Annotated in this window: 20 protein-coding genes and 1 pseudogene; 10 read left to right on the top strand and 11 right to left on the bottom strand. The window is 64.1% G+C overall.

Features of this window, described 5'->3' with window-relative positions:
- Positions 1–3 precede the first annotated feature (3 nt).
- A complete protein-coding gene (locus IMZ29_RS17400) occupies positions 4–1,260 on the top strand; it encodes a tyrosine-type recombinase/integrase (RefSeq protein WP_216186439.1) in 1,257 nt (418 codons plus the stop codon).
- A 119-nt stretch (positions 1,261–1,379) separates the two neighbouring features.
- Here the strand turns inward: IMZ29_RS17400 and IMZ29_RS17395 are convergent, their stop codons facing one another.
- The 8 genes from IMZ29_RS17395 to IMZ29_RS17360 form a co-directional block, all read right to left on the bottom strand.
- A complete protein-coding gene (locus tag IMZ29_RS17395) occupies positions 1,380–1,763 on the bottom strand; it encodes a helix-turn-helix transcriptional regulator (RefSeq protein ID WP_110140764.1) in 384 nt (127 codons plus the stop codon).
- 115 nt (positions 1,764–1,878) lie between these two features.
- Positions 1,879–2,628 (bottom strand): Qat anti-phage system TatD family nuclease QatD, encoded by a 750-nt coding sequence (qatD, locus tag IMZ29_RS17390; RefSeq protein WP_059529390.1) that lies wholly within the window; start codon positions 2,626–2,628, stop codon positions 1,879–1,881.
- Between the two features lie 10 nt (positions 2,629–2,638).
- A complete protein-coding gene (gene qatC, locus IMZ29_RS17385) occupies positions 2,639–4,006 on the bottom strand; it encodes a Qat anti-phage system QueC-like protein QatC (protein ID WP_110140762.1) in 1,368 nt (455 codons plus the stop codon).
- The gene (gene qatB / locus IMZ29_RS17380) at positions 4,003–4,887 is read right to left on the bottom strand and encodes a Qat anti-phage system associated protein QatB (RefSeq protein ID WP_032966680.1); all 885 of its coding nucleotides are present in this window, start codon (positions 4,885–4,887) and stop codon (positions 4,003–4,005) included. The genes qatC and qatB overlap by 4 nt, the downstream gene beginning before the upstream one ends.
- 13 nt (positions 4,888–4,900) lie before the next feature.
- On the bottom strand, positions 4,901–6,820 hold the full coding sequence (gene qatA, locus IMZ29_RS17375; RefSeq protein ID WP_253207218.1) for a Qat anti-phage system ATPase QatA: 1,920 nt from the start codon (positions 6,818–6,820) through the stop codon (positions 4,901–4,903).
- A 15-nt stretch (positions 6,821–6,835) separates the two neighbouring features.
- Positions 6,836–9,856 carry a DEAD/DEAH box helicase gene (locus IMZ29_RS17370; RefSeq protein ID WP_110140758.1) on the bottom strand — a complete coding sequence of 1,007 codons (3,021 nt, stop codon included), beginning with the start codon at positions 9,854–9,856 and terminating at the stop codon, positions 6,836–6,838.
- 11 nt (positions 9,857–9,867) lie between these two features.
- The gene (locus tag IMZ29_RS17365) at positions 9,868–10,764 is read right to left on the bottom strand and encodes an antitoxin (protein ID WP_110140756.1); all 897 of its coding nucleotides are present in this window, start codon (positions 10,762–10,764) and stop codon (positions 9,868–9,870) included.
- Positions 10,764–11,855, bottom strand: a complete 1,092-nt coding sequence (locus IMZ29_RS17360) for a hypothetical protein (protein WP_216186437.1) — start codon at positions 11,853–11,855, stop codon at positions 10,764–10,766. Before IMZ29_RS17360 ends, IMZ29_RS17365 begins: the two co-directional genes overlap by 1 nt.
- A 440-nt stretch (positions 11,856–12,295) precedes the next feature.
- Between IMZ29_RS17360 and radC the strand changes: the two genes are divergently transcribed.
- On the top strand, positions 12,296–12,802 hold the full coding sequence (gene radC / locus IMZ29_RS17355; protein ID WP_088375410.1) for a RadC family protein: 507 nt from the start codon (positions 12,296–12,298) through the stop codon (positions 12,800–12,802).
- A 72-nt stretch (positions 12,803–12,874) separates the two neighbouring features.
- Here radC and IMZ29_RS17350 read toward each other — a convergent pair whose 3' ends face one another.
- Together IMZ29_RS17350 and IMZ29_RS17345 are read right to left on the bottom strand one after the other, a co-directional pair.
- The gene (locus IMZ29_RS17350; protein WP_253207217.1) at positions 12,875–13,792 is read right to left on the bottom strand and encodes a hypothetical protein; all 918 of its coding nucleotides are present in this window, start codon (positions 13,790–13,792) and stop codon (positions 12,875–12,877) included.
- A 7-nt stretch (positions 13,793–13,799) separates the two neighbouring features.
- Positions 13,800–14,471, bottom strand: coding sequence for a DUF6988 family protein (locus IMZ29_RS17345; protein ID WP_088375412.1), 672 nt, complete (start codon positions 14,469–14,471; stop codon positions 13,800–13,802).
- A gap of 513 nt (positions 14,472–14,984) precedes the next feature.
- Between IMZ29_RS17345 and IMZ29_RS17340 the strand changes: the two genes are divergently transcribed.
- From IMZ29_RS17340 to IMZ29_RS17325, 4 genes are all read left to right on the top strand, one after another.
- A complete protein-coding gene (locus IMZ29_RS17340) occupies positions 14,985–15,809 on the top strand; it encodes a DUF932 domain-containing protein (protein WP_110140749.1) in 825 nt (274 codons plus the stop codon).
- A gap of 78 nt (positions 15,810–15,887) precedes the next feature.
- Positions 15,888–17,963 carry a ParB/RepB/Spo0J family partition protein gene (locus IMZ29_RS17335; RefSeq protein WP_216186435.1) on the top strand — a complete coding sequence of 692 codons (2,076 nt, stop codon included), beginning with the start codon at positions 15,888–15,890 and terminating at the stop codon, positions 17,961–17,963.
- Positions 17,960–18,169 (top strand): hypothetical protein, encoded by a 210-nt coding sequence (locus IMZ29_RS17330; RefSeq protein WP_216186433.1) that lies wholly within the window; start codon positions 17,960–17,962, stop codon positions 18,167–18,169. The genes IMZ29_RS17335 and IMZ29_RS17330 overlap by 4 nt, the downstream gene beginning before the upstream one ends.
- A 1,101-nt stretch (positions 18,170–19,270) precedes the next feature.
- Positions 19,271–19,585 (top strand): DUF736 domain-containing protein, encoded by a 315-nt coding sequence (locus tag IMZ29_RS17325; RefSeq protein ID WP_015014848.1) that lies wholly within the window; start codon positions 19,271–19,273, stop codon positions 19,583–19,585.
- Between the two features lie 63 nt (positions 19,586–19,648).
- On the opposite strand, the gene IMZ29_RS17320 is transcribed toward IMZ29_RS17325, so the two are convergent.
- Positions 19,649–19,954 (bottom strand): helix-turn-helix domain-containing protein, encoded by a 306-nt coding sequence (locus IMZ29_RS17320; protein ID WP_041110964.1) that lies wholly within the window; start codon positions 19,952–19,954, stop codon positions 19,649–19,651.
- A gap of 240 nt (positions 19,955–20,194) precedes the next feature.
- Here IMZ29_RS17320 and IMZ29_RS17315 point away from each other — a divergent pair, with 240 nt between their 5' ends.
- The 4 genes and pseudogenes from IMZ29_RS17315 to IMZ29_RS17300 form a co-directional block, all read left to right on the top strand.
- Positions 20,195–20,545 carry a DUF2958 domain-containing protein gene (locus IMZ29_RS17315; protein WP_216186431.1) on the top strand — a complete coding sequence of 117 codons (351 nt, stop codon included), beginning with the start codon at positions 20,195–20,197 and terminating at the stop codon, positions 20,543–20,545.
- A gap of 308 nt (positions 20,546–20,853) precedes the next feature.
- On the top strand, positions 20,854–21,615 hold the full coding sequence (locus IMZ29_RS17310; RefSeq protein WP_110140737.1) for a DUF2285 domain-containing protein: 762 nt from the start codon (positions 20,854–20,856) through the stop codon (positions 21,613–21,615).
- Positions 21,616–21,698: 83 nt separating this feature from the next.
- Positions 21,699–21,980: a helix-turn-helix transcriptional regulator gene (locus IMZ29_RS17305; RefSeq protein WP_216186429.1), complete on the top strand. Its 282-nt coding sequence runs from the start codon at positions 21,699–21,701 to the stop codon at positions 21,978–21,980.
- A gap of 26 nt (positions 21,981–22,006) precedes the next feature.
- Positions 22,007–22,702: pseudogene (locus IMZ29_RS17300) on the top strand (replication initiator protein A); the annotation flags it as partial.
- Positions 22,703–22,781: the final 79 nt, after the last annotated feature.

Below are 22,781 nucleotides of genomic sequence, written 5' to 3'. Positions count from 1 at the left end.
TCGATGCTCACCGACACCGCACTGCGCAACCTCAAGCCTAAGTCCAAGACTTATAAGGCTTCCGACCGTGATGGGATGTACGTGACGGTATCGCCTACCGGTACCGTCACCTTCCGCTACGATTACCGTCTCAATGGCCGCCGTGAGACGCTCACCATCGGCCGTTATGGGCCTGCGGGCATTTCGCTGGCGCTGGCCCGCGAAAAGCTGATTGACGCTAAGAAGGCCGTCGCCCAAGGCAAGTCCCCGGCGCTGGAGAAGCAGCGCGAGAAGCGCCGGCTGACCGCCGCCAAGACCTTTGGCGAGGTGACCGAGAAGTGGCTGGCGGGCGCCCGGATGGCCGACAGCACGAAGGCGATGCGTAAGAGCATCGTTGATCGGGACATCCTGCCGGCCTTCGAGAACCGGCAGCTCAATGAAATCACTGCCGATGACCTGCGCGCCCTGTGCAACAAGGTGAAGGCGCGCGGTGCGCCCGCCACGGCGGTACATATCCGCGACATCGTGAAGCAGGTCTATGCCTTCGCCATCTTGCACGGCGAGAAGGTGGACAACCCCGCCGCCGACGTGGGTGCCGCGTCGATTGCGACCTTCGTGCCGAAGGATCGTGCCTTGTCGCCGTTGGAGATCCGCTTGATGGCGCGGCAGATGGAATCGGTGGCCACCTATCCGACCATTCGGCTGGCGCTGCGCATGATCCTGCTGACGCTGGTGCGCAAGAGCGAACTGATCCAGGCCACGTGGGATGAGGTCGATTTCGAGAACGCGACCTGGACGATCCCGAAGCAGCGGATGAAGGGGCGAAACCCACATGTGGTCTATCTGTCGCGCCAGGCACTCGACATCTTCGTGGCGCTGCACACCTGTGCGGCTGGTTCCAAATTCGTGCTGCCATCGCGCTATGACGCCGACCGCTGCATGTCGAACGCGACCTTGAATCGGGTCACGCAGATCGTTGCGGAGCGAGCGAAGGCCGCAGGCCTGCCGCTAGAACCATTCACCGTCCACGACCTGCGCCGTACCGGCTCGACGTTGCTGAACGAAATCGGCTTTAACCGCGACTGGATCGAGAAATGCCTGGCACACGAGGACGGGCGTTCCTCGCGCTCGATCTACAACAAGGCCGAATATGCCGAGCAGCGGCGCCACATGCTGCAGGAGTGGGCCAACATGGTCGATGCCTGGATCGACGGGCAGACCTACGTGCCGAGGCTGATGCCGGAGAACGTGGTGGTACCCGCGTTGAGCGCAACTGCCTGACAGGGTGAAAGGGTGGCTGGAGAGGTTGCAGGTCAACATGGCGAAGGAAGTCCGGTGGTTGCCGCCCCTTGTCGTCCAAGCAACTACAGCCGTGGTCGGATGAGCGCCCGCCCTCGTTTTCATTCCTCGCCCGAATCCGTCCGGACAGGGCGAGTTTTTCGCAGGTGGACATCCGGCTTCGAGGTGCCGGCGCGAGGGGTTTGCTTGCGCTGCTCGATCCACGCTTCCACTTCGGCCAGGTCCCACACGACGCAGCGCGGGGTCAGGTTGAAGCGACGTGGGAACTCGCCGCGGCGCTCCATTTCGTAGATCGTCGTTTCTGCCAAGGGGACGATCTGACGCAGCTCCTTTCGGCGGATGGTGCGGCGGAAGGGAAGAGCGCTGCGTTTGGGGAACTGCGGCAGCGACTCGTAGGCTTCTGTCCCCGGCAACGGGAGGGACTGATCGGCGTCGATGCCATCCGTGTTCAATGCTTGCGGTAGCTGTTTCACCTCGGACTCCATGAGTGTGCTGCATGGAGTCATGGTGAGGTTCAGTACCTATCGGAGACAACCTGCTAGGGCGTGTTGGGGAACACTCCAGCGGACGTACAGTCCGCTCGGAGCGTTCCGCCTCCAGCTATCCGAGCAATGCTCGTAGGTTGTCGCGAACGAGGCTGGCCACGTCGCTCGCAGGTAGCCGATGCAAACGCCCCAGTTCCTCAACGACGCTTGCTACATCGGTCGGCTGTGAAGGCCTGTCGCCGGTGCGAGTGAAAGGGCCATCGGTTTCCGTCAGCATCCGATCCAAGGGGATAGCCTGCACCATCGGTGCGTGCCTCTCATTGCCCAGCATTCCCGCGTTGATGGAGAAGTAGCAGCCCAACGCCAACGCGCGCTTCGCCTCGCTCTTTGTTCCCGTGAACCAGTGGAGAACGATTTTTCCGCGCTCGGGCGGTAGATTCGCTTCGACGAGATCGAGAACCGCCTTGGCCGATCTGATGCTGTGGACCGTAATGATCTTGTCACCGGCCTGCGCGCAACGCTGCAACACGTGCTGGAAAACACGCTTCTGCGCATCGAGCGACTTGAAGAACCGGGGGCCGGCGTCCAATCCGACTTCGCCAACATAGCGCGTCTCCGCGAGGTATCGATCCCACAGCTCGATCTCGCTTTCACGCTCCGCGACCAGTTGGGGGTGCAGCCCCAGCGCTGCGCGCACATGCTTCGTGCGCTGCGCGAGTTCGTGATTGCGGGGCCACGCGCGAGGTGTCGTCGTTACGGCCAGCGTGAACACGCCGGACGCCTCCGCATCCTGGACCGCCGCTGCATGGTCCGGGTAGAGGTCAAGATGGCAGTGGAAGTCCACGAGGCCCGCAGTGGCGATCATGCGCGTACCCTCATCTTGGTTTCGCCTCTGCACCGTCGATGAGTCGTGCGACTTCGCCCAGGCCGCGACGGTAGACATCGGCAAGCTGGTCCAAGTGTGCGGCTTCATCCGCAAGCGAGCCGGGCTTGTGGATCAAGAGGTTCGCGAGCTGGGGCTTACCCTTCAAGCGCTCGATAGCGTACTGGAACGACCTGACCTGCACTCCTGTCGCCTGGCGTGTGTCCAACGGCTGCGCATGAAGATCGGGTACCGTGTACGTCGTCGGGTCGTTCCCGGTCCCCCATGCTGCTGTCAACGCTGCGCGACGGATGAGGCATGGCAGGCAATAGCCACATTGCTCGATACCATGTCCTAGCCATCTGGCCTTGGCGGGCGACGAGCACGACAACGAATCTGTCGCCAGCTTTTTCAAGAGGTCTGGGTTGCGGCAGGCTGCGGCCATCTCGCCCTTCGTCTTCTCCCAGTATGGGTTCCGGATCTCGCCGTCTATGCCGAGTGCGACGAGCAGGTCGTTCCACCTCGCCATGTAATACGGATGCGTGGTGCGGGTGCTGTTTGATCCCAACCGCAGGGGGTCCAAAGGCACATTCAGCGCGATCAGCCCATTCTCTGGGACACGCAGGATGAAACGGCGCCCAAGCCCAGTACCCGCGAACACCCCGAGAGCGAAAAACAGGAACGACCTGCCGCGTGTGCTGTTCTCGCCGCCGACGCCTTCCACAAGACCATCCACGAAGGTCATGCCGACCCGCAAACGCTCGAAAGATGACTTGACGTAGTGCTTCTTCAAACCTGCGAACAGCTTGCCTTGAGCATCGCTCGTCGCGCCCTCGCCGAAGTGGCTGACCAGTAGGGGAGTGGCGCCGTCCTCCAGCAGATCGATCGCCCCGATCAAGCTGTCCAATCCACCCGAGAACAGGCTGACGGAATCAAAGGGAGGAGCGATCAGACTCGGAGGCGCTGCTTGGGTGATCGTCGCGAACCGATCTGGACGTGCCCTGAACCCGATCGTCCAGCGATCGCCCGTCAGGAAATCCAGAGACTTCTTGAGAGTCGGTGCCGCAGCGGTCCAGCGAGATGGATCGCTTACCGGCACAACCAGTCGTATCTCGCGCGTCCATGAGTCCTGCGATTGCTCGGTGCGAGAGATGCGTGTGTCCGCCGCATGGACATGGGCGGCCAAGACCAGCAGGTCAATGCCGATCTCCGAGGGAAACACACCGATTTTTTTCAAGCTAGTCAGCGCGCCACCGATGCCATGATCCAAAGACTTCTCGCCGGCAACGAGTTGCAGGTAGGTCCTTTGTTCATCGGCGCCCGCCGTCACATCGAAGCTGTCGTCAGGACCGAAGCGGCCCGCCAGGAGTTGTCGCTTCATTGGTCCGCCTCCGCATCGCCCAGGGTTTGCAAGATTGCAAATGCAGACTCGTACAGCGCATCGACGAAACCCTGAATTCGCTCCGGCGTGAGATTCGGCGTTTCCGCACGGGCCCGCGTCAGCGCGTCGCTCACCCCGCCCCGGATGAAGTCGCGCAACTGCTGTTCGACGCGGTGCGCAGCTTGCGTGTCCGCTGGCATGGTCACGGCCTTTGTGCCAATGTCGTTGCAGATGCGGGCTTCTATCGCGTGTGTGGCATACAGCTCGAAGACTGTCTGCATCTGATCCGGCGTGAAGGTGGTCAGATCGGTAAGCCCTTCACTTGCCAGTTCAACGATGGTTTCAATGTACGCCTCGCGGGCGATGCCTTCATCGACGGTGCCCGCGCCTGGGCAGACGTAGTCGGCTAGGCCAACGAAGATTTCCGTGAGCGGTCGTCCGGCCAACGACTCCAGGTCCAGCGCCCGTAGCGCCTCGCGCACACCCCTTGCTTGTGCATCGGCCAGAAAGCCAAGCAGCCGTGCCCCGGCTCCGCGCGAGGCGCCCATGCGTTGGGCAGCCTGGCGCGCGCCGCCGGCCGATGTTGAGACGTATCTTGAGACTGCGCGGCCCAGGTTGGCACGATCGCTGCCACCAGAACCGGCAAATCGCGTGAAGCTGTTGCGAGCACCGGAGAAACGCTGCGGGTCTGCCGTCTTGGGAATGGGTGGCCGGTTCGGCGGCACCGGCGGCGCGGTGCCGTCCGCCGGCGGCTGGCCATCCGGGACTGCGCCATCGCCCGGAGGGGCTGCTGGCGCGCCCGCGCCATCGGCGTCACCCAACCATGACGGAACAAGCGGTGTTCCGCCGCCAGGGCCGCCGTAAGCCGTCGAGGTTCCCATCAACGTCCTCCCTTCAAATCCTTGAGCGCCGCTTCGGCGCTGGCCTTAAGGCGGGGTTATTGGTGACCTTGCTCCAGTCTCCCAGCAGCTTCGTCAGGCGAGCAGCGCATTCGCTGTCCTTGATGACGCCTTGCCAGCCGCTGACAGCCCAAGGCCCACACTTTCCACTTGGCAGTGCCTCCAGGAAATCCATCAACCGGCTCTGGAGTCCAGGCTGCGCCTTCACAAGGACGGCGAGACCATCGATGCCTGCAGGCCTGGTATCGAAGGTGCCCGTGCTCATGATCTTGCTGCGCGCTGCCTCGAACACCTTTTCGGCTTCGGGCTGCACGAGCTGCTTCAACTCGGCTTCGTAGCCCTGGACGGTCATCTTGCCGCCGAACAGTTTCTCGACCACGCCAGCTAGGTGGCCGAGTACCGACACCGGACCGAAGTAGTCTTTCTTGTCCTTTGTGACGAACAAGTAGGGGCGCAGATCGATTCCTGATAGCTTCGGGGAGAGGTGCGCCCAGTCGCGCACCGTCTCCGACGACTTCCACTCGTTCAACACCGCGTTGTCAGAGGCGGACACCGCTTCGGCGGCCTTTTGCCCCTTCGACTCGCTATCCTTGCCGTCAGCCGACACCAGGCTCTTCTCCAGCGTTTCGAGGTCTTCACACAGCCCTTGTGGATGGACCGCTGCGACGAACGCGATTTGCTCGAACAACCTTGGGATGAATCGTTCTGCGAGCATGAGCTTCGCGAGTACGGGGAGCTTGATGTCGTCGCCAAAACCGCGTGCAGTCGCAGTGCGCTCGCGCAACAAAAGCGTGTTGAGGAAGCGTTTGATTTGGCGCGGGTTGCCCTTTGCGCCGCTTGCGAGAATGGGTCCGATCTGGTCGCTGAGTGCCAGCGCATTGTTTGCCTTCTCGGCCTGTTGGCCGAGCGCTGTCTTGACCGTCGCGGCATCCAGACCGCCACTGGTCCACGGCCGTTTCAGCTTCTCTCGCGCTACAGCGATCAGCTTCCCGTAGTTCTCGTCGTTCTCGCCGACTTCTGCGCCAGCGAGCAACAACGTCACGTAGATTCGCGTCTCGGTTTCACCCAGGGCCGGGATGCGGAACGGAACTTGTATGAGTTTTTCGAGGTAATTGCGGGCGTAGTCTCGCGGCCCAGTGCTGTCGGGTAGGTCTGGAAAGTGCTTGCGCACCGCGTATTCGATCATTGCCTCATCAGCCGCGACGACGAAGGCCGTTCGCGCGGTGAACACGAACAGCCGGATGGCTTCGAGCGTTTCAATGGCGGTGTCGGGCAGGCATCGATCAAGGTCGTCGATCAGGACAACGAGCTGTTTGATGCCTGCATCTTTCAGGAGCTGGTCGAATGCCTTGCGGAAGGCCTCCACTTCCTCCGGCACATTCTTGGACTCGCCCGGTTTCAGGACGGCCTTCGCTTCATCAATGGCTGTCGAAAGGTTTTCTTTCGTGAGGAGCTTGGCGGGGTCTGCCACGAGTGCTTCGAGTGAGCCGACGATGGCTCCGATTTGCTCGGGCGTCGGGATGCCAGTGAATGCGGTCAGGGCCAGGCCCCCGGCCCGCTTGGCGACCTTCAGCCAGTCGATGCGACGGAAAACATCCTTGACGGCCACTGCCGCCTTTTTTAGTGCTGGACGTTTTTCGACCAAGCCTGTGACGATTCCCTCGATCAACGCGATTTTCGCGTCCTCGAAGCCTTGGAAGCGCCATCCATTGAACTTGAGACACAGAACATCGTCCTGATCGGCAAAGCCAGCCTCGATCATTTCGAGCACGCTGGACTTTCCCGCCCCCCAGTCGCCATGTACGCCGATCGTCACCGGATGGTCGGGCTTCGCGCGAAGCAGCCCGATGATCGTGGTGGCAATGGCCTCGTTGTTCAGCAGATCAACTTTGGTTTCGTTATCGGTCAGGATCATTCGTCTCTTCCCCGTTCATCCAGCAACGCCAGCCGCATCACTCCTCGGGCGCAATAGTGTGGCTGTGCCTGCCCCCACGCAGCGGCGAAGCCGGTCTTCGTCCAGATTTTTCAGGTCATCTTCGTTGCGAACACCGATGGACAGCAATTCCAGGCATTGGCCGCGTGTCAGCCGCACCGAAACCTTCATGAGGGGCAGGGCCGCGGAGGGCAGCCCGAATTCGAGCCGCTGAAGAATCTCGTCCAAGCCCTTGAGGAAATCAGGTTGATCAGGGAAGAGCGTTGCGAGAATCTGATGCGCGGAGCGCAAGTGAAAGCGCGTCGCATCGGCAATGCCGATGATGTTTCCGTAGCCGATGGCCCCGCCAAATGGCGTGGTGGAGTAGCGCTTCTCCAGCACGTCAACGGGCGTTCCCTCGATCCAGTCATGAAGCAGCGCCGCGCGCTTGCAGCGAGCCCAGAACTCGATCTGGTCGCGGCAATACCGCTGCAGCATTTGAGGCATCTGATGCCCGAAGCGCTGCGATGCCTCGCCGGCGCGCACGCTCTCCGATTGGCCTTTCTTCATGACTGGCGTGTAGATGGCGTCCAGTTCATCCAACACCTGCACCATCGCGAGGATGTGGCCGGGCGGCGTCAGCGCTACGTTCAGGTGTCCCATCAACTCGACCAGGCGCAAGCTCGACTCGAACGACAAGGACGAGGAGCCGCAGGCGCGCCCGAGCAGTGTCAAGTGAATGAGATCGCCTTCGCGCTCGGCCAGTCCCGCCTGCAGGAGGCGATCAACCAGCGTGGTTACGTCCCGCTCCACCATCGCGACCCATTGCGGATTCGCGCGCGACGCCGAATATCCTCCGAACGTGTTGACCAGCAACCCCGGAATCTCATTGGCGCGAACGCCGCGCACCTGGCTAAGCAAGCGCAACGTCCATGTCGGCAGGTCGCGTTGCTGAAAGGAGGACTTCACGTCCTCAGGCACGCCCAGCACGTAGCGCTGAAAAAGCTGCGCACGTTCCATTGGCGTTTCCGCCAAGATGATTGCCTTGCCAATCTCGTTGAAGCCCAGCCGTCCGGCACGACCCGCCATATTCTTGTACTCGGCCACGGTAAATTGCCGGCCGTCTTCACCGACGAACTCGTTCTCCGCGAGCACGACCGTCGATGCTGGCGTGTTGATGCCGGCCGCCAGAGTTGTTGTGGCAACCAGCGCGTGAATGCCACCCGTGGCGCTGCGATACCCTCTCTCAACGGCCTCACGCTCCGCCCGCAGCAAGTTGGTGTTGTGAAACGCGGTGCCCCCGCTTAGGCACTCCCGCAAGTCCTGTGAGGCGCCCGTCAGATCCTGGGTCGGCAGAACGTCGAGGACAGCGGTTGCTGGTGGCAGACCCAGTTCCTTGGCGAGATACTTCGCGCAACCTTGGGCTGGGCCACGCATGTTGCGAAAGATCAGCAGTTTCTCGCCCTGTCCCACCAGTTGCTGTGCAAGAGGCACGATCACGTCTTGGGAACTGGGTTTGTCCCGGCGCTGCACGATGCGATGCGAAGGCAGCAAGGCCTCGGTCTTCGTGCTTCCATCGGCATCGACGTACTGGAATGTTCCGCGGCGGTCGAGCACGCCTTCGACCAACGGCACGGGCCGCTCGCGCGACAGTAGGAGCGGAACGCCGAGCCAGCGGTCGAAGCTGTTCAGATTGCCGATGACCGCCGACAGGATCACGAGCTGTGGCTCGATACCCCGCTGGCGTGCCCGCAAGAGCAGCGAGAAGATCAGTTCGACCGTGATGCCGCGCTGCGGGTCGGTGATGAACTGCCCCTCGTCTAGCACAACCAGACCGAGCTGGGTCAGAAGCCGTGGTGAGCCGAGGGCGAGGTTAAGAAAGGTCTCGTAGGTGAAAAAGCCCAGGTCATAGCGCCCAGCCAGCACGGGCCCAATGCCGTCAGTGGCATCGCCACTGCAGCGGGCTACGCGCAGTCCTGCCGCCGCATAGCGCTCGGTGAACTCCTCGAATTTTTCGTTGACCAGCGCGCGATAGGGCAAGAGGAACGCCGCCTTCTTGCCGGCGGTGACTGCCTGAATCGCCGCCACCTCGCCGACCATCGTCTTGCCTGAACTCGTCGGCGCAACGACCAACAAGGAATTGCCGCTGAGTACGCCGAACTCGTTGACTGCCTTGAGCTGCAGTGTGTTGAGGCCTTGCGGAAAGTCTGCTGACCATCGCTCGACGATCTCGGGCGGAAAGCCGTGCGCGGAAAACTCCGCGAACGATCCGGACATCTGCTGCACGGCTCTGGCGGGAAAGGCCGCGGCGTAGTTGTCGCCGCGCTTGAGAACCGGGAACGTCAGACCGCCCTGAACATTGCCCAGGAACACAGGCGTTTGCGTGACGCTGATGCGCTCGGCCTCTACCCGTGCCAGTCGGATGATCTCGCCCGCGATCTCGGGGAAGCTGACAGATTCGCCGGCGTCACCGGTCAGGGCCTCGATCACCGCATGCGTGAGTAGCCCGTGCCCAGTGCCCGGTTGCTCCCATGCGGATTCGTTGGTTGCGCAGGCGGCTAAGAGGATGCGTCCCTCACCGTAAATGCCAGTGAGCGCGAACGCACTGCGCGGGCGAGCTGCCGTCTCCAGCACGCGCGCCGGCGCTTGACCGCTGAAGCAGCAGTCAAGGATACACAGGACGGCACGGGCCTTCGTTGCCTTGAAGGCATCCGCCAAACCGGCCATCGAGAGGGCCGTTCCTGCGAGGTCACTCGCGTTCGTGTCGAACAGCACCAAGTTGCCGTCTGGAGAGCCATGCCCAGCGAACGCGATGACCACCACGTCGTCCGTGCTCGCTGCAGCCAAGGTGCCGAGCATGGCGCTTGAAACTTCCGTGTGCGTTGCGGCTTCGTCTACCAGCAGACGTGCACTCAGGCCTTCGATCGTATCGGTGAACAACGCCCACAACGCTGTCGCGTCACGGCGCGCACCGCTCAATTCGGGTATGGAGCTATCGAGATGCTTGTTGATGCCTACGAAGATTGCTTTGATCGCCATGCATGTCCCCCTTATCCGATTCGCGCAAGGAGTTGTTCGATCACGTCGCTGGCTTGACGCTGCCGCAATGCCCGCACTTCGCGTTGCTCGGGATCATCGCCTTCGCCCAGCTCGAACTTGGCAACCGACACGGGGCCATCCTTGCGATAGCCCTCCGTCTTCTCGTCGTTGGTGAAACGGCTACGCAGGATCGCCAGCGAGGCCTCGATGACGGCGCCATGCTTGCCAGCTCGTTCTTTGCGGAAGTGTTCGGCCACGGCGTCCATGCCTTCGGGCGCGTGCTCGATGCAATAGATCAGATCGTGCGCGTCTTTACGCTCGAATCGCTGGTCGAACGCGAAAGACTTCAGGCAGGTGAAGCTGACGAGATTGGCATGCTTGATCTTCTCGGTGGCGACGCCGTTGCCGCCCAGCAGCTCCGCCTGGATTTCGGTGACCTGATGCAGGTCGAAGACGATCGATGAATGCGGGATGTTCAGGGCCGAGATCGTCCCCTCGGTCGGCAGGGGCTGTACCTTGCCGCCGGCGAGATCGGGGGCGTCCGCCAGTAGTTCCAGGACCATCAGCGCACCATGTTCGGTGCGGGTCTGCCAACGCCACGAGAGTTTTTTCCCAGCTTCGTTCTCGGCGCGCTCGAAGCCCATCTTCTTGAGGTTGTCCTCCAGCGTGTGATACGCCTCGGTGTCGGCCAGGATTTGCAGGTCGATCACGATGTCCACGTCCAGCGTGCCTGCGTGCGCCGGAACCATAGGCGGCCGCGCGGCGACGAGATACCGTGGTGTGAGTCCACCGACCAGGTAGACCGAATCCTTCCACGGCCCGAGACCGCGCAGCAGCGTCACGAGGACACGTTCGCAGTCCACCGTGTACTGGTCGCTATAACCGTCGAGCGTTGCGGGCTTGGCCATCAGAAGCCGATCCTTTCTTTGCGGAAGTGCTCGGCCATCTCCTTGGAGCGGCCTTCGCCGCGCAGCAGATCGAGATAGATTTGGATTGGGCTAGCCAGCCATAGGCCATCCATCTGCTCGCGAAACAACAGCTCACCCGGAGACTTGGCTTCGACGACGCCCAAGTTAGCGCCTTCGTTGACGACACGTGCATCCAAGTCGCCGATCGCGGCATCGGCGTTCGCCCCGATCAGTACCCGCACGCGCACCTGGGAGACGTTGGAAAGGAACGGCGCATAGCGTTGCGCGGCGGCCTCGTGGCTGACCTCGTACTGGACGTCGTGCGCGTCGAAGGCACGGCCGATCCGCGCCGCCAGCGTGTCGGCCTTTGTGCCTGGCACGTAGTATCGGCGCAGGGCTGGCGGGCGAATGGTGGCGAGTTGCTTGGCCCAGGCGTCCAGCAAGGCCGCCGGCTCGCGAAGGTGGCGCTCCTTGCTTGGGCCTTTCCCACGCGACTCCAGCCAGTCGAAGCGTTCTAGCTCGGTCAGTACCTGCGAGGCGGTGGCAGGCGAAACCATAGCCTGCTGTGCCAGCTCGGTGACGCCGAACCAACTCTGATGCTCGACCAACAGAGCATGAAGCACTTGGGCGCGTCGACCGCTAAACAGCGTGCGCACCGACTTTGTCAGGGTTTTGGGGGGCGGTTTGTCTATATAGAGGTATGCACCGGGCGCAGGCAGGTACAGGCTGCCGCCGCTGTCGTAGTAGCCAACGCGCTCGCTTCTGAGCAGTTCCTTCGCGCCAGGGGAGATGGACTCGGCCACGAGCAACGGCAAAGGCTTTTCCCCGTGCCCAGCAGGCTTCCCGTGGCTCGCGGCCTGAAGCTGCCAGATCACCTGGCGGACATCCCGGGGAAAGACGGCCTTCTTGGCTTCAAGCAGCAGGACGAAGGACCTGCCGGCGACATGCAGATCAACCTGAGCATCGTACCCACGGTCGTGCGCGCCGGTGGGCTCCCAACGGTCGAGGCTAGCCTCCACCTCCGGAAGCTCCCGCAGGGCGTCAAGGAAGCGCGCAATTAACTGTTGTTCGGTCAGGCTGGACTCAAGCATTTGGGCAGTCGTGGCTCGTTTACTGTTCAGTAAATATGGGCACCCTACCGTAAATTCGGCAAAACAGCAATTTTTACTGAGCAGTGAAAGATGGCCTTCCTGCGGCTGCCGGACTCAGCCCTGTTGGGTGTCCCGCATTTCGCGGTCGGGTTCGCGGGCCGCACCCAGGTCTCGTGCAAAGTCGCGGCCATCCGGCTTTGACCCTCGACACCTTCGATCCTCGCGGGCCTGCTGCGCGCTTCGCTTGCTGGTCCTGTGCGCGTGGGAGGGAAGGGCGGTCTTGCTGTTTCCTTCACCGTATCACGGCGTTCTCGCCTTCAAGGGCGGCGCGCGCGTTGCGCGCTGGCGTCCTGGCGGCCGGCTTCGCCCCCTGACGGCTTGCGCTGCGCCGTGCTGGCGCCGGTTCCGGGCAATTCCGCCCGAGCAACCGGAGCACGATCATGTCGCAGTTTTCCCTCTCTTCCGATGCATCGCTGCTGGTGCGTGACGGCCGTGGCCGCTATCTGCCGGCGTCGGCCGACCAGATTCTGGACGCTGCGCGTCGGGTCATCGACCAGAAGATGCGGCGTGGTGCCGAGTTCAGTTCGCCGGAGACGGTCAAGGAATACCTGCGCACCAAGCTGGCGGGCTTCGATCATGAGGTCTTCGCGGTCCTGTTTCTCGATGCGCGCCATCGGTTGATCGAGTACGTCGAGATGTTCCGTGGAACGATCGACGGCGCCGAGGTGCATCCGCGCGAGGTGGTCAAGGAAGCACTGCAGCACAACGCGGCGGCGGTGATCTTCGCGCACAACCATCCGAGCGGGAATCCAGATCCGAGCGCTGCCGATCGAGCCCTAACCCAGCGGCTCAAGCAGGCGCTGGTGCTGATCGACGTGCGTACACTGGATCATGTCATCGTCGCAGGCGACAAGACGATGGCTTTCGCCGAACGCGGCTGGCTGTGAAGTAGGGGGCTTCGGCCCCCTTTTTGCTGCGCCGCTAGGGTGATTTGCGCGTTGCCGATGGTCGGCGCGTTGTCACTTGCCGCCGTTGCGTTCGCGCTGTCGGAGGCGCTTCACATAGGTGCTGTCGGCCAGTTCGTCCGGTCCAAGATCCAATGCGCAGTTCGCCAAAGAGGCCAACGTGCCGTCGGTGGGCTTGAAACCCTTGGGTAGCAGCCCGTAGTTGCGTGCGCTGTTTTCCTCGATGGCGGCGAACAGAGCCTTGAAGAAGTCGGCCCGGGATGGACGCGACGCCATGGTGGCCGCTGCGGTCAAAGGGTCTGTGGCCTCCATGCCGGCGTTCTCCGCATCAGCGGCCAGCAGCCGAACGAACTGGTCCAGCGACGGCCAGTATTTCAGGTCGAACTGGCCGCGAAGGGCATCCAGGCGATCCTTGACCCAGGAGTTGAACAAGTAGTTGTGCTCGGATGCCGCTTCAATCACATCGCAAACGTGGTAGTGCGTTTCGCTGCTGAAGCCTGATGTGTTGTTCAGATCGGTACGTCGCTCCAGCAGCTGCGCCAGTTCCTCGGCCTTTCGCGCGATCTGCCGGTTGACGTTGGCCAGTTCGTCCCGCCCCACGCGCGCCTGGGCGATCTTCTCTGGGCTCCAGAACGCCGCCGTGCTCAGCAGAAGGTCCAAGAAGACCTTGAGTGTCGGTGGGCGCTGGTGCAACTTCTCGTACAACTCGCCGTAGGCCTCCCTCAACTCGATGCCGCGGGCGAGCAGACGGTCGGCGACGGCGTTCTCGCTGGGCAGGATGCCATGCTCGATGTTGTAGCGCTTTCCTTCGATGAGGATGGCCTCGCAGGCTTGCTGCGGGTTCGTGGTCTGGGGTGAACTCATGCTCCGTCCCTGCTGTTGAAGACGCTTTGCAGCGTATTTAACCAAGGCGGCCTTGTCGGTACCCGAGTCTTGGTCGACCGACTGGCTCTCAGGTACCCGGCGCGTCATGCCCCTTTCATGGTTTGAGCAAAGCCGGCAGGCAGTCGGCGAAGGCCGGTTGGATCTTGCTCAGCGGCTTGGCCACGGCCTCGTCGCCGGTGAGAACCGCCATCGTCATGCCGGTCATAGTGCTCAGGCCGTTCGAGTTGCGCAGCACCTGCAGCGCTAAATGGACGGGGAATCCTTCGGCGTTGCGCCGCAGCGGATGGATGCCGCCATGCACGAATGAGTTCATGGCGTGCCAGGACACATCCTTGAAGTGCGACAGCATTTGGTGTGCGGCAGGCGGCACACCTTGTCCGGCCCGCCTGCCGATCTGCTCGATCATTTCGCTGGCACCGGGAAGATTCTTGGCGGCTTGTTCACTCTGCAGCGTCAGAGGGGCCAGCAGCTTGTCGATCGCTGTATCGCTGGCGGCGTAGAGCAGCCACATCGCCCGCGTCAGCGCCTCGAACTGCAGCCGCATGAGACTGACGGCCGAGGTGGGCAACCGCAGTGCCATCAGCGTGCGCAATGCGATCGCGTGTTCCATAGCGACCATGCACATGCCTAGGGCCGCTTCGCCACGGGGTGAGCCGTCGAATTCGGCATCGCCGAGCAGTGCATCCAGCCGTGCGTGCAAGGCGTCTGAGCGTTGGAGCATCTGCTCCAGAGGATCGTCTTTGTGGATGGTGGTCTTCTCCGGCATGTCGGGATAGTACGGCGATGCCTCCAATCGTGCGTCCCCGGCCAGGAGTTGTGGCCGGGCGCGCTGTCGTGCTGCGCATCGAGCCACCTGCGGCGTCTCGCCCCTTTGGGCTTCCATCACTGACGCCTACGGCCCGGATTGCTTGGTCCGGGCCTGCGCGCTTCGCTTGCGTGCGGTCTGCACATAGGGGCGGCCGTTGCCTTGTCCAGCCGTCTCCCCTGACTTCATCACCTTGACCGCGACTGTAGCCCGCGCCCGTGTGCCGTCAAGGCGCGCAGGGCCGTGTCCTCGCTTCGCTGCGGGCCGCACCAACCCTGCGCTTGCCTCCTTGACGACCCCCGTCCGCGCGCTCCTGACCGTCGCGGGCGATGAACTCAGGAAAGACGGTGGCAACAGGGCCAACCGGGTTCCTCGTGCCGACCGCACCGAACAGCCGAAAGGCTGGGCTTCCGAATCTAGGAATCCGGTGTGCGGTGAACAGCAAACCCTTTTTTCTTTGTCAGGAGAAATGCCATGCAACTCGCATCCCGCTTCGCTTCCCGTTCCCCGGTGCTGCGTTCGGAACGTCCCTTGTCCGACGACCAAATCCGGGCCGTGGCCCCGTCCATCTTCGCGGACGCGCCGCACGAAAGCCGCTCCGAGCGGTACAGCTACATCCCCACCGCGACCGTGCTGCAAGAACTGCGCGGGGAAGGCTTCGAGCCTTTCATGGTGACGCAAACCCGCGTGCGCAACGACGACCGCCGCGACTACACCAAGCACATGATCCGGCTGCGCCACGCCAGCCAGATCAACGGCCGCGAGGCCAACGAAATCATCCTGCTGAACTCCCATGACGGCACCAGCAGCTATCAGATGCTGGCCGGGATGTTCCGCTTCGTTTGCAGCAATGGCCTTGTCTGCGGCGACACCGTGGCCGACGTGCGCGTGCCGCACAAGGGCGACGTGGCGGCGCATGTGATCGAAGGCGCTTACGAAGTCCTGCACGGCTTCGACCGGGCGCAGGAATCCCGCGATGCCATGCGCGCCATCACGCTGGACGCCGGGGAATCGGAAGTGTTCGCCCGCGCTGCGCTGGCGTTGAAGTACGACGAGGACAAGCCCGCGCCCATCACGGAATCGCAAATCCTGATGCCGCGCCGCCATGACGACGACCGCCGCGACCTGTGGAGCGTGTTCAACCGCACGCAGGAGAACTTGACCAAAGGCGGCCTGTCCGCCCGCGCCGCAAATGGCCGCCGCCAGACCACCCGGCCCGTGCAGGGCATCGACCAAAGCGTGCGCCTCAATCGCGCCCTGTGGCTGCTGGCCGATGGCCTGCGCCAGTTGAAAGCCTGAATCCCCACGCGGCAGGGGCAGGCAGCAGCCCTTGCCGCTTCTCTCGCTGCTGCATCCCAACCGCAAGGAGTTATCACCATGAACGCCGTACTCAAAACCGAAACCGTCGCCATCGAAGCCGCCGCACCGCTGGAAGTGGCCGACCCGACCAAGAACCTGATCTTGGTTCCGCTGTCGCAACTGTTGCCGCGCCGCTCCAAGCGCAACGTCCGCACGACCCCGCGCCAGTCCATCCCCGAACTGGCCGCGAGCATTGCCCGCATCGGCCTGCTGCAAAACCTGATCGTCATCCTTTCCGCAGATGGCGAGGCTTACGAGGTGGTGGCAGGCGACCGCCGCCTGACCGCCTTGAAGCTGCTGGCGAAGAAGAAGCGCATCCCTGCCGACTACGAAGTGCCGTGCCTGCTGGTGGCCGATGCTTCCGCCCGCACCGTCAGCCTCGCGGAGAACGTGCAGCGCGAGAACATGCACCCCGCCGACCAGTTCGCGGCCTTCGCCGCGCTGGTCAAGGAAGGCCGGCCCGTCGAAGACATTGCCGCCGACTTCGGCGTGTCCCCGCTGGTGGTGCAGCGCCGCTTGAAGCTGGCGAACGTCTCGCCGCGCCTGATGGCCGACTACCGGGCCGGTGGCGTGACGCTGGAACAGTTGATGGCCTTGACCATCACCGATGACCACGCCGCGCAGGAAGCCGCGTTCTATGGTGCGCCGGAATGGCAGCGCAGCCCGTCCAAGCTGCGCGAGCGCCTGACCGAACGCGAAATCGACGCCACGCACGCGCTGGTGCGCTTCGTCGGGCTGGACACCTACCGGCAGGCAGGCGGCGGCGTCCGCCGCGACCTGTTCGCAGAAGGCGATGCCGGAACCTACCTCACCGATACCGCAGTGCTGGAAACGCTGGTGCGCGACAAGCTGGCAACGCTGACCGAGGACGTGCGCGCCGAGGGCTGGGCATGGGTGGAGGCCGTGCCACATCTGGCCTACGAGGAACGGCAAGCGTTCCAGAACGCCCCGCGCCACCGCCGCGAGCCGACCACCCGCGAGGCTCGCCGCATCGCCTCGCTGGAAACTCGCCTCGAAAAGATCGACGCCGAACTGGAAGAAGCCTGCCAAGGTGAAAGCAGCGAGGACGAGGCCAAGGCCGAGAAGCTGGAACAGCGGCGCGATCAGGTGGTCGGGGAACTGCAAGACGCGGAGGACGCCTTACAGGGCTATGCCCCCGAGGTGTGCGAGGTGGCCGGTGCCATCGTCGCCATCGACCGCAACGGCGAGGCCGTCATTCATCGCGGCCTGCTGCGCGAAGCCGAGGCCAAGGCGCTGCGCACGCTGGAAAAGCTGCGGCGCGGTTTCGGCAGTGTCGATGGCGAAGCCGCCAACGACGAGCACGAGGACGCCGACGACGCGCCCAAGGCCGCGAGCCTGTCCGACCGGCTGGCGCAGCGGTTGAGCGCCCACCGCACGGCGGCGCTGCAAATCGAAGTCGCCCGGCATCCGCACGTCGCGCTGGCCGCGCTGGTGCATGGCATGGTGCAGACCGTCTTGCAGGAAAGTCACTACGGCCACGACCTGCCGCTGGGCGTGCGCCTCACGGCGCAAGACCGACTGGAAGGCATGGCCCCGGACTGGCCGGAATCGCCTGCCGCCGTGGCGCTGCGCGAACTGCAACAGGTAGCCGGTGAAGCCTTGCCGGAGGACGGCGCCGAACTGTTTGCCGCGCTGCTGGCGAAGTCGCAAGACGAACTGGTGCGGCTGCTGGCCGTGTGCGTGGCTTCCACGGTGGACGTAGTGACGCCCCGTGCCACGCCGCACCAGCCCGGCGCAGAACTGGCGCAGGCCGTGGGCCTCAACATGGCCGCATGGTGGAAGCCGACCGCAGAAGGCTACTTCAAGCACGTTTCCAAGGCCGTGATTCTGGATGCCGTGGGCGCGTTTGCACCGGAATCCGTCACCCGGCTGGCGAAGCTCAAGAAGGCCGACATTGCCCGCGAAGCCGAACGGCTGGCCGATGGCACGGGCTGGATGCCCGCCATCTTGAAGGCCGCAGGCCCGCAGGATGCCGCGCAGGAAACAGGCCCGGAGCAGGACGCCCCGGAGGATGCCGAGGCAATGGCGGATGAACCCGCCGAGGCGCTTCGCTGCAAGGAGAAGCCCCCATGACCCGCACCACCACCAGCCGCCCGCGCATGGCGGCGATCTACGCCGCCGGCACGGTACGCGTCCGCCGCTGGCACGGCGAAGGCGACGTGCGCGGCTACCGCCCGCCCTCGGGCTGGTCGGCCCGCGCCGACCTCACCGACATTCATCCCATCACGGGCCGCGCCTTGCCGCGTGCCGCGTGGTGGCTCATCGAGACGAAGGAATAACCGCGTTCAGCACCGCGCCCAGGCCGTTCCGTCCTGGGCGCGGTGGACGCAAAATCCGGGCGCGGCAGTGGCCGCGCCCGGTGTTCCAAGCCCACAGCCAAATCGGAACGCCGCCGCCATCACGGCAGTTCAGGCGGCGGCGTTGACGTGACCGGGCTTCCCGCCCGGCAATGGCAGGCCCGCATGAGCCTGCAAGCCGAAGCGCCCGCAGTGCGCAGGAATCACCAGCAGTTTTTGGCTTGCCGCGTGCATACCCCGCAGCGTAGGCCGCGCCCATTTCATCAGAGGCATGTCCGCGTTTCCTGTTTGGAAATCTGGAACGGCCTGGGCGTGTCGGCGCACAGCGCCGCCGGGCTTTCGGGCTGCGCCCCGTGCCGACTTCGCTGTCACGGCCATTCGGCTTCAATCCCTCACGCCTTCGCGCCTGCGGCGCTGCGCGCTGCGCTTGCCTCTAGGGGAAAGCCCTGCGGGCTATCCCCGCCGCGCGCAGCTTGGCGCCCCTCGATGTGGCCGAACCGGCTGCGCCGGATCGGCCCGTCCAGCGCCCCGCCGCGATGAACGGGGCGCTGGCGAACACGCTGGCGCTTGCTGCGGCAGGTTGTGCAGGTGCGTGCCGTCCTCAACGCTGGCGGTTCCTGCCCATCACGTCACGAAGGACGGTTCACGGACAACCCGCCCGGCATCGCTAGGGAGCTTCCACGCCACGCCTCAAGACCGGCGCCGCAAGGTGTGGTGGAGGCGTTCTCGCCTGTCGTTGCGGGGTTGACCTCGCCCGCGTCAGCGGGCGAGCCGGAGAAGCCTTCGAGCGGGGATGCCGAGCAGGCCCTATCTCCTTTCGGAGCGGTTCGACCCAAGGCGTCCTTGCCTCGTTGTGAATCCTGGCGGTGGCGCGGCTGCGCCTCGGGCTTCATGGCTGCAACCGTCCGGCGAAAACAATTTCCCCGCCGCTGCACGGCTTCCTCGCGCAGCAAATTCTCTTCGCCTCCCGGCTCTCCACTGCGTTTCGACCGCAAGCGGTGCGGCCAGCCCGTCCCCTGCCGGCCGGATCACAACAAGGACGCGATGGGCGCGAACCTTGTTCAACCGAAAGGAGAAAACATCATGGCCAACATCGGCACCTTCACCGCAGACAAAGACGGCTTCACCGGCACGCTTCGCACCCTGACACTCAACGTCAAGGCCAAGCTGGTTCCCAACGACAAGGGCAGCAGCGAGAACGCCCCCGACTTCCGCCTCCAGGCCGCCGGCCACGACATCGGCGCGGCGTGGAAGAAGACAAGCGAGGCCGGGCGCGATTACCTGTCCGTGACCCTCGACGATCCTTCGTTCCCGGCTCCGGTCTATGCCCGCCTGATCGAAGGCGAGGACGGCACGCACGACCTTATCTGGTCGCGCAGCAAGCCCCAGGCGGCGTGACCGCCGCAGCGCCCCGCCCATCGCGGCGGGGCGCTGTGCTGCTGGTCGCAGCACATCACAACGTCACGCGCGCGGCTTCGCCGCGTCGCGTTCCTTCAACACCGCCTCCAGCTCCTGGCGCACCTGCGCCAGCAGCTCGTCAGCCTTGTGCGGGCTATCGCCCGCGTAGGCCAGCGTCAGCAGCGTGAGCGGGTGGATCTCCATCACCTCGCACAGCTCGGCCAGCTTATGCAGGGTCGGGCTTTTCAGGTCGCGTTCGAGGGTGCTCATATAGGTGCGGCTGGACACGTCAGAAAAGGCTTCCTGGCTCAAGCCACGCGCCTTTCTAACTATCTTCAACGCCTTCGCCAATGAGTTCCCAGCCGCCACCTATGGTTTCCCTCGAAAAACCAAGATGACAGCCCATTGCGCCCTATAGGGCTACAATCTATAGTGTTCATTTGGTGTTCTACGTTTTTGTGCCCTTACGGAAATCCGCATCGGCGGATTCCAGCAAAGCCACGCAAGCGCCTTCGTGCTTGCGCACGAAGGCGTAAATCCGGTTTGGCGGTTCTGCGCTTGGGCGTGAAACCGCATCCGTGCATCATTGGATTTGTGGGATTGCCGACCATGCCCCAGCCACTCGCCACCGTCCCGGAGCGCGCGCAACTGCTCGCCAACGGCGAGGCCCGCGCCGCTGGCCGGGCCATCGACCCGGTGCCCGTGGTGCGGCTGTTCACGCCGGACGCGCATGTGACCTGGCTGCTGGCCGCACTCGATCCCGCCGATGGCGACACCGCCTGGGGACTCATCGACCTGGGAATCGGGATGCCGGCGCAGGGAACCGTCAAGCTGTCCGAGCTGGCCGGCATCGTCGGGCCGCGCCAGCAGCCCGTGATGCGCGACCTCTATTTCCGCCCCACGCGCACGCTGTCGGAATACACCCGGCTGGCCGAGCGCGACGGAGCGATCCCGGACTGAATACGGCTTACTGTGACTTTTTCAGTCTGGTGTCATACCGGGTAAGTCTCAATCGGGATTCTTGCGGCGTAGCCCCACCAGTCTGACCCAAATAGACAGGATGCTTGGCGCGGGTCGCGGCAGGCTGGCTTGTGCAGTGTCCCCGGTCGGGGCGCTGCCGCCGCAGCATTGAGACGAATACCGCAACACATCGGAGCCAATCGGTCTTGACAGCCCCATCCGCCTTTGTAACCCATGACGTTCCGACGAGGGCGATGTAGCGCGTAGTTCTTCCGTGGCGGCGAGTCCTGTTCGCAGGAGGAGACGTCATGGTCAATCCTCATCACCTCGCGCATTGGTATCCGACTGCCGCATACCTGTATGTCTTTTGGCTGGATGCGCTCGCGCTCGCTTGGGAGTACCTGCGCAGGCATCCCGACTACCGGCTCGACTGGCTGCGCCGTCATCGCCGGCCTGAAGCAGCGCATCGCTGGGGCTTGCGCCTGCTGGAAGATCCGATGCTGGATGCGCGTGACGCGCATCCGGCCTGGCTGCCTGGTCATGCCGCCGTGGTGCAGCTCTACCCCGACGCTGATCCGCCGCAGGATGCCACCGCCTTCGCGTTCTGGCGCATCCCCGGCCACAAGCAACTGTTCCACGACGGCAAGAAGCTGGCGCTGATCGCGCGCAGCCCAGGCCATTGCCTGCGCTTTGCGCTGGCGCCCGGCCTGGAAGACGGCATGGCCGTGGCCTATGCCCAACGGAGCGGCACTGCCGCGCCTGTGCGCGGTCATGCACGCGGCGCGACCTTCGCTGCCACCACGCCCAGGCCAACACCTTCCGCGCTGCTGGAACTGCACACCTTGCAGGCGCTCGACGCGACCCTCGCGGGCGCGTCCTTGCGCGATGTGGGCGAAGGACTGTTCGGTGCCGACGCTGTGGCCGATTGGTACAGCGACGGCGGCCTGCGCTCGAAGGTGCGCCGCCTGGTGCGGCGCGGCGATGCGCTGATGCGCGGCGGCTATCGCCACCTAGCACAGCTTCCGCCGCTTGAGAAGGGTCGTTTTGATGTGGACGCAAAACGACCCTGAGTAGAAGGGCCGCGTTTTCTGAGACTGCCTCCATCCGGTCGCGCTGTGTGGCCGGGCGCTTTCAACCGATGGAGGTTCACACCATGCGTCCCGCTCCCTTGCGGCCTGCCGCCACTGTCTCGACCGCTGCCGCGCAGCCCCAACGCTATCTCACCAACGACGAAGCGGCCGAATACCTGCGCCTGTCGCCGCGCACGCTGGAAAAGCAGCGCGTGATCGGTGGTGGTCCGCGCTTTCGCAAGTTCGGCCGGCGCGTCATGTACGCCGTGGCCGACCTCGATGCCTGGGCCGCCGACCGCAGCTTCGAGACGACTTCCGATCCCGAATACGCCGAGCACCACTCGGCCGACAGCCGTGCGTGCTGATCGGCGGCGCGCGGCAGGCCATCGCCATGTCCAGCACCGTGCTGCCGTCCCGGCAGCGGCCGTTGCAGGAGCGCGAACAGCTCGACCTGTTCCGCGCCTTGCCCGGCGACATGGCGCCGCGCGACAGCCAGGACTTGATGGCCTATCCGTTCTTCTCGCTCGGCAAGTCGAAGCGGGTCAAGCCCATCGACTTCCGTGCGGGCAACGTGACGATTCGCGTGGAAGGCACGGCCGAGCAAGGCATCGCCACGATTTGGGATGCGGACGTGCTGATATGGGCGGCCTCGCAGATCGTGGAGGCGAAGGACGCGGGCTTGCGGCCATCGCGGCTGATGCGCGCCACACCCTACGAGATCCTGCGCTTCATCGGGCGCGGCAAGTCGCTGCGCGACTACCAGCGCCTCAAGGCCGCGCTCGACCGGCTGCAATCGACCACGGTGGCCACGTCCATCCGCGAGACGACCGGGCGGCGCCTGCACCGCTTCTCGTGGATCAACGAATGGAAGGAACTGGCCGATGCCAGCGGCACGCCGCTGGGCATCGAACTGATCCTGCCGGACTGGTTCTACGCGGGCGTGCTCGATGCCGCCCTGGTGCTGACCATCGACCCGGCGTATTTCCGGCTGACCGGCGGCATCGAGCGGTGGCTGTACCGCCTGGTGCGCAAGCACGGCGGCAAGCAGACATACGGCTGGCAGTTCGACTTTCGCTACCTGCACCAGAATGGGCTTGCCCCATCCCGCCGGACAGGTTGTTTAACCTAACAAGCCGCCGCCTCGAACTGGATGGGGCTGACGTATC

The sequence above is a fragment of the Verticiella alkaliphila genome, assembly GCF_018904615.1.
GTDB lineage: Bacteria > Pseudomonadota > Gammaproteobacteria > Burkholderiales > Burkholderiaceae_B > Verticiella > Verticiella alkaliphila.
This window is presented reverse-complemented; position numbering and strand designations above follow the sequence as displayed.

Bases quoted from the DNA above. Each gene is read 5' to 3' on its own strand.
- IMZ29_RS17325 (WP_015014848.1), top strand. From the start codon at position 19,271: ATGGCCAACATCGGCACCTTCACCGCAGACAAAGACGGCTTCACCGGC.
- qatC (WP_110140762.1), bottom strand. From the start codon at position 4,006: ATGAAGCGACAACTCCTGGCGGGCCGCTTCGGTCCTGACGACAGCTTC.
- IMZ29_RS17310 (WP_110140737.1), top strand. From the start codon at position 20,854: ATGGTCAATCCTCATCACCTCGCGCATTGGTATCCGACTGCCGCATAC.
- IMZ29_RS17330 (WP_216186433.1), top strand. From the start codon at position 17,960: ATGACCCGCACCACCACCAGCCGCCCGCGCATGGCGGCGATCTACGCC.
- IMZ29_RS17400 (WP_216186439.1), top strand. From the start codon at position 4: ATGCTCACCGACACCGCACTGCGCAACCTCAAGCCTAAGTCCAAGACT.
- IMZ29_RS17305 (WP_216186429.1), top strand. From the start codon at position 21,699: ATGCGTCCCGCTCCCTTGCGGCCTGCCGCCACTGTCTCGACCGCTGCC.
- IMZ29_RS17345 (WP_088375412.1), bottom strand. From the start codon at position 14,471: ATGCCGGAGAAGACCACCATCCACAAAGACGATCCTCTGGAGCAGATG.
- IMZ29_RS17315 (WP_216186431.1), top strand. From the start codon at position 20,195: ATGCCCCAGCCACTCGCCACCGTCCCGGAGCGCGCGCAACTGCTCGCC.
- IMZ29_RS17360 (WP_216186437.1), bottom strand. From the start codon at position 11,855: ATGCTTGAGTCCAGCCTGACCGAACAACAGTTAATTGCGCGCTTCCTT.
- radC (WP_088375410.1), top strand. From the start codon at position 12,296: ATGTCGCAGTTTTCCCTCTCTTCCGATGCATCGCTGCTGGTGCGTGAC.
- IMZ29_RS17365 (WP_110140756.1), bottom strand. From the start codon at position 10,764: ATGGCCAAGCCCGCAACGCTCGACGGTTATAGCGACCAGTACACGGTG.
- IMZ29_RS17340 (WP_110140749.1), top strand. From the start codon at position 14,985: ATGCAACTCGCATCCCGCTTCGCTTCCCGTTCCCCGGTGCTGCGTTCG.
- qatB (WP_032966680.1), bottom strand. From the start codon at position 4,887: ATGGGAACCTCGACGGCTTACGGCGGCCCTGGCGGCGGAACACCGCTT.
- qatA (WP_253207218.1), bottom strand. From the start codon at position 6,820: ATGATCCTGACCGATAACGAAACCAAAGTTGATCTGCTGAACAACGAG.
- IMZ29_RS17335 (WP_216186435.1), top strand. From the start codon at position 15,888: ATGAACGCCGTACTCAAAACCGAAACCGTCGCCATCGAAGCCGCCGCA.
- IMZ29_RS17395 (WP_110140764.1), bottom strand. From the start codon at position 1,763: ATGGAGTCCGAGGTGAAACAGCTACCGCAAGCATTGAACACGGATGGC.
- IMZ29_RS17370 (WP_110140758.1), bottom strand. From the start codon at position 9,856: ATGGCGATCAAAGCAATCTTCGTAGGCATCAACAAGCATCTCGATAGC.
- IMZ29_RS17350 (WP_253207217.1), bottom strand. From the start codon at position 13,792: ATGACGCGCCGGGTACCTGAGAGCCAGTCGGTCGACCAAGACTCGGGT.
- qatD (WP_059529390.1), bottom strand. From the start codon at position 2,628: ATGATCGCCACTGCGGGCCTCGTGGACTTCCACTGCCATCTTGACCTC.